General features: G+C 41.7%; 4 protein-coding genes. 1 reads left to right on the plus strand and 3 read right to left on the minus strand.

Features of this window, described 5'->3' with window-relative positions; translation table 11 throughout:
* The first annotated feature begins 339 nt into the window (after nt 1-339).
* On the plus strand, nt 340-813 hold the full coding sequence (locus VB654_RS17080; protein ID WP_323215009.1) for a shikimate kinase: 474 nt from the start codon (nt 340-342) through the stop codon (nt 811-813).
* Between the two features lie 276 nt (nt 814-1,089).
* On the opposite strand, the gene brxL is transcribed toward VB654_RS17080, so the two are convergent.
* The 3 genes from brxL to VB654_RS17095 all read right to left on the minus strand — a co-directional run.
* Nucleotides 1,090-2,517 (minus strand): BREX system Lon protease-like protein BrxL, encoded by a 1,428-nt coding sequence (gene brxL / locus VB654_RS17085; RefSeq protein ID WP_323215010.1) that lies wholly within the window; start codon nt 2,515-2,517, stop codon nt 1,090-1,092.
* Between the two features lie 39 nt (nt 2,518-2,556).
* Entirely contained in the window at nt 2,557-5,112 is a 2,556-nt protein-coding gene (locus VB654_RS17090; RefSeq protein WP_323215011.1) for a PglZ domain-containing protein, read from the minus strand.
* Nucleotides 5,109-6,210: hypothetical protein (locus VB654_RS17095; RefSeq protein WP_323215012.1), on the minus strand; the 1,102-nt coding region annotated here is incomplete at its 5' end. The genes VB654_RS17090 and VB654_RS17095, both read right to left, overlap by 4 nt.

Here is a 6,210-nt window from a genome sequence, read left to right on the forward strand (position 1 = left end):
AGCAGCACGCACAATTCTTATAGCAATATAACCAGGGGCTGAATCAAGCATAAACTGATTTATTAATACTTTTGTTTACATAATTTTACAACGAATCGCACTTGCAGGTATCCCGACTGTATCTGAAGCTGGCGCAAGTTCGTAGACGCGTGTCAAAACAATTCAAAAAAGGTCAAGCGCTCACGAGCAAATTTATACCTCTGTCATGAGGTACTTACTGGCAGAGGTAGAAGCACTCTTAATCACCTCTTCAACTTTTGACTAAATTTGTGTAATTAATAATTTAAGCTGTTTGAAAAATTAGAAATCATTCGGCTGCATCTTAATTAAATCACCACAATGTATCGAATTTTAATATTTGGCAATTCCGGTTCTGGAAAAAGTACTCTTGCAAATAAACTTGGTAAAGACTTCAGTATCCCAATTCTTGATCTCGATACTATCGTCTGGGAACCAAACCAAATTGCCATACGGCGTTCTCAAACAGATTCAGCAAAGGATCTACGAGACTTCATAGAAAATAATCTTTCTTGGGTAATTGAAGGCTGCTACAGCACGCTAATCAAAGCTGCTATCGAATCCGCGACTGAAATCTATTTCCTAAATCCCGGTATTAGGAAGTGTCTTGAAAATAACCGCAATCGTCCTTGGGAGCCGCATAAATTCAAATCAATTGAAGAGCAGGCACAAACATTCGAGTTTCTCCAGAATTGGATTCAACAATATGAAGAACGCGATGATGAATTCGGTTATTCATCCCATCGCTCAATATTTAATCAATATAATGGCAGAAAACATGAAATTATCGCATGAGTTAATCGTGCCAAATTAGCTAGTAAGTAAGTCGGCGTAATACGCCTACCTTTAAACCCCAAAATCAAAAGCGCCCTCCCATTTGGAAGAGCGCTTTGAACTTGCAGAGAAGTTATTGTCTATGTCTCAAAGAATTAACCGTTGATAGCAGGTGCAGTTAAAGCAACAGGAGCAACATCAGCAGCAGCCAAGTCGGGGTATAGTTAGGTTGAGGGGGAAGTTGTGAGCGTTGCGCTCGTGCATTACTTCCATACCCTAATATGAATTTAGACTTTCCTAACAACCTCTAAGAGAGTTACTTGAAAATTCTTCAGGAGCTATAATCGCCAGTTGGTCAATGACTCGACTGCGGTGTTCAATGGCATGACGAATACAGAGAGAGTAATCTTCATACTGGATTGAATCTATATCTTGATGAGGATAGATGAGCTTGAGAAGACCCGCTGCTGTTTTCTGAATAGCAGTTTGATTGCGGCTAGTTAAACCTTCTATTTTGGCATATCTTTCAATACTTATAGAATAATTAGTGCGTCGCAGGCGGTTAAATATTTCAGCTAGGTAATCAGTAATAAAGCCGTATCCCTGAGCATAATTTTCAGTACGAATTTTAGGCATTTCCCAACCAGGTAGGAAAGCATGAATTCGATCTAGGAAAGCAGTGTCTTGTAAGTCAACTGGTAGCACAGAAAAAAAGTGTTTATAGCTAACTATAGGTTTTTTATTTTTTATATCTGTATCAATATTGCCACCAAGGACTATACTAGCTTGAGCATTATATTCATTATTCCCACGAGAAAAACGCCCGGTTTGCATATAGTCTTTAAGTACTGAGATTGTACTCGCGGCATCGGAAAACTCTGTGTGAGCTATCTCATCGAAAAAGACAATATCCTTTTGCCCTAAAATTCCTACCTTACGAGTGTTTTGGTTAAAAAATAAAGTTGCAGGTGTAGCACGACTGCCAGAAAGAACAAAAGAGTGACTGGATGTATTGCGATATGTGTAGGTTTTACCTGTCTCACGCGGACCCAATTCAATCAAGTTGTAATTAGCCTCTACAAACGGCACGAGGCGTAATAACATTAAATATTTTTCTCGTTCATTAAATCGTTCCGGCTCAAAGCCGATAGAGGTAATTATTAAATCAATCCATTCATTTGTTGTAAATAATCTTCTTTTTTCAATGTAATCATCCAGATCCAAGCGAGTTACTTGGAAAGGTGTGAATTGCTTGATATAAAAGGGATACTTTTTACGACCTAATTCGTAGGTAGAATCGTACTCAAGAATTGCTGTTCCCCAAGCTCCGCAGGTGAGTAACACATCACTAAATTTATGGAGAATACTAGGGCTAACACGGACATAGCTCTCACCAATGGCAGGGACTTCAGCCCAATAATGGTCACGAGACGCATCGAGGCGAACTTGGAACTGACCGAGGATTGTGTATTCTCCCTTCTCTTTAATTCTGCTTTTGATAAGTTCTTTGCCCTCAGAGCCAACGTAATGTTCATTCAGGAGTCTGTCAATTTTGTGTTGTCCTATACTAGGATCGGCAGGGTCAACATACCTAGCACACAGGTATTCCATGACATAACGAGGGAATTCTTTGTAGGCATCGTTCCAGCGGGTCAGGGGCTTGAGAACGACGCGATCGCCCAAGTGAGCAAGAACTTTTTCGTCTAATGACTTTCTGGTATTCATGGAGGCAAAAGTTTAGCATTCACGGAGATAACTGTAGCTCTAATCATTAAAGTCTAGTCCGGCTAGTGGATCTGAAAATTCAACTTTATCGCGACGAGCAGAAACTTGCAGAGAGATACGGCTTATAGCATGGCGAGTTCCTTCGGTGTCTAGGAGTTCAATCGTCAAAATTTGCTGACCAAGATGAGCTAAGAAAGCGAGAGTCAGAGGATTCTGTGTACCTGCTGCCAGTTCTTGCTGTAGAAACTGGGGCTGGTCATCATCAATGCGCCAATTAAGAAGAAACGAGTTGCGTTGTGTGCCACTATTAAGAATGGAGAACACTAATTTAATTTCTTCATCTTCGCGCCCCAGTAGCTGGCTTGGTAAATTAAGTAATTCGAGTTTACGAATTTGTTTGGCTATGGGTTTAAGGATTGCCCCTGGCACAACCATTTCATCTAAAGAAATGCCACCATGAGTGAACCGCTCCATTTTATGGCTATCAGGGCGATTAAACCATTGCCGTCCCACTGCAACTTGATAGGTAGACTCAGAACGACCGTAGCTAACGGTCTTACCGTGGATAGGCTGGTCTGTTTTCAGGTAGCGATAGCGAATATCATGGCTGTTAATCTGGGTGATTTTGATTTGATCTTGCGCTTCGAGTTCTACAAATCCGTGATCACTAGAAAGGACAACAATATCTTGGGGATTAATGCGAGATTTCAAATCTGGCAGTACAGATTCCACTAAAGTTTTTTGAATAAAATCATTGAGACTGGCAAGGTCATCGCGCCAGTTGTGAATCCAATCATCACTGACGTTGTAAATGAGAATGTTGTATTTTTTAGCATCTTCTTCGCCAAGCCCTAATTTCAGCTGACCTTCGACTGTTTCAGAGCGGACAATAATTTGGAGTTCTTGGTCGCGGTGATCTGGGGGAATATTAAACTTTTTAGCTGCAAGAATCTTATGGTTTTTTGTAAACATACTCGAAGAAATTTTCCACTGTTCGGGAGTTGTGCCTGCAATCAAAGCAATACGAGCGATATCAGTGATAGATGGCAGAGAAGTCAGATAAAGTTTTTCTTGAATCTGAAACTGGTCTTCTAGAATAGGACGGATAACTAGATCCCAAGAATCTAGCCTCATACCGTCAAATATTAAAAACCAAACCCGACTATTATTAGGAATCGAAGACGGCAGAGCATCTGAGAGAAATTGAGTTGAATGGCGGGGATGATGGCAAAACTTAGACCATTGAGAGCCTGTTACTAAATCAGCCAAATTTTCATCTAGGTGGTTTAGGAAATCTCGCCACTGCGATCGCAAATTCCGGAGATGTCTAATAATGTTCTCCAACAATTGTCCTGGAAGTTGTTTCAACTTAATAACGCCACGGATAGCACGAGAAATTTCCAATTCCTGAATGTGGATTTTCTCAGTGCGATACCACTTAAGTAGGTGAGAAATGTCATTGAAGACAGGAGGTGATTGAGATAGATGACTATCCACCTTCTGACTCACTGCTAAGGCTTGTTGCAGGGTTTGAGCTACATCGCAGTAGTTGCCAATTAGGGGACGAGGGGTGTAAACATCTGGGTCAAATTCTTCTAGGGGTCTGCTTTCCTCAATTGCAATACAAACTGCTGCCACCCAAATTCCTGACAGGTCAGTTCTGCTGGCAATTTCTTGCTTTGTAGCCGTAAACTGCCGAACTAAATCGCTCAGTTTTTCAACTGTTAAAAGTTGCTCGGCTCTGGTCAAGAAAGTTGTCCAGGTGGTTTTATCATCTTGAAGCAACATCAGAGCTGATTGGATTATAGACAAGCTATTGCTCGACAAACGGGGTAGCCAGAGCAGGCGATCAACCGCTTGAGGTGTGAGCATTACCGTTGCTGCATGGTAGGCGTAGGCAAAGCAGATCAGGTCAGCTGCTGGAAATTCAAGAAACTCATCTGGCATAGGGAAACCGCCAATTAGTTCAACCAAGGAGGGGTTGAGGTCATTGCTAGGCGTGGTCAAAATGATTTGCAGATACCAAGTTAGAAGACTTGCTGGGCTTTGGCTGGGGATGTTGCATAGTAGTTCTAGAGTCAGTTCTGGTTGACGGATATGCAACAACAGCAATTTCAGATCATGGCTATTGAGGACAGATTTGTTAGTAATGTGGTGAAAAAGTTTTGCCGCATTAGCTAATGCCCCTAAGTGTGGTGACGCTAGGTTGCCTTGGGTAGCTAAGTCAGATGGCCAAGCTTTGTAGGGTGTCAGTTCTGCAAGAATGCTTTCTAAACGCAGGTCAAGAATGCCATCGTGACGATTGAGTAAGTCTGCCAAATACGTTAAGTCGAGAAGCGGGCTGACTTTGCCGATTGGTGGACGTATCCAAATGATTATCGGTTGGGTTTTGTCCAGATGGTTGAGTCTGGCGCGAAAGCGAAAATCATCTCTTCGGTAGGAAAGAATTTGCCAGGACTTACCCCGATTATCAACTAAATGGTCTGCTAGTTCCAATAAGGAATAAGGATCTAGCCAAAGAACCAATTTGGCAGCTTTGGGTAATTTGGTCAGCCACTGAAGGGTGTAGTCATCGAGTTTACTAGGAATACTCATGCAACATCCTCCGTTGCTTGTTCTGTGATAGGTTCCATCTGACGATAACCGATACCCCAACTTGGTCGTGAACCAATTGCAACTTGCAGGTATGAATCAACCTGCCCGTATGCTATCAGTCTGGCTTCATAGAGCTTTTGCAATGCTTCCCGTCGTTGGTCGAGAGTCGCAGTATTCGCAGGAATTGGATTGTGTCGGCTGGGGTCGTATGGTTCGCTATTAACCAGAACTTGTAGAACACGGGCGCACGGGTTATCTGTTCCCCCATATTTGGTAATGTGAACCTCAACACTAACACCAACATAGCGAACGCGGTACTGGCCATCTTGTATAGAGGCTAAACCTTTTGATTGAGTACGCTGGACAGATTGAGCCTGCTGTTGCAAATCTTCAAGGTCTAAACGCAGAGAACGATCAACTTCCTCGCTATTAGCATTTTGTCCTATGGCAAGCACTGAAGTATCCCCATTTCGTTGGCAGACTTGACCAATCTTTCGAGTGATTTGTGCTTTTTTGTCCGACAGTTCACCCAGGTTAATTTGAGCGTAAATCAATGAACCGCGATAGAAAAAGCGATTTTGATAGCAAAAGTTAAGCCAATCAAATAGTTTATCGGCAGGTGGTGGTTGACGTTTAGAATTAACAGTAAATAAAACAATTTGTCGGAATAGTTCTGTATCCCGGATTTCTAAATCAAAATTCAGCGTTTCATCACGCCACCATTTTTGTGGGATAAAGATAGCTTCTGCGATAGGAATATAATCTTCCTCTTCAGTCAGTATGCGCCAAAATACCTGTTCCCCTGGCGGATAGGCATAGGAATTACGAATGAGGTTCAGAAAATCTTTGGCGTGAAGAGGTTCACGGATTTGATTAAAAATATCTGCGACTATCTTTGAACCGTCTCCAGGTTTATACTGGCATTTATCCTCAATAGATAGAGCAAATTTCCTTTCTTTATTAGAACCAGTTTGGCAGAAAAGAGGGCTAACATTTAAATATAAATCTATAGTTTTAAAATCATATTCTCCCAAATCAGCATCTTCTTCTAAGTTCGATAAACTAATCGGTCTAGCTTCCAATTTAGCAACTAATAGA

The sequence above is a fragment of the Nodularia sp. UHCC 0506 genome, from assembly GCF_034931045.1.
Classification (GTDB): domain Bacteria; phylum Cyanobacteriota; class Cyanobacteriia; order Cyanobacteriales; family Nostocaceae; genus Nodularia.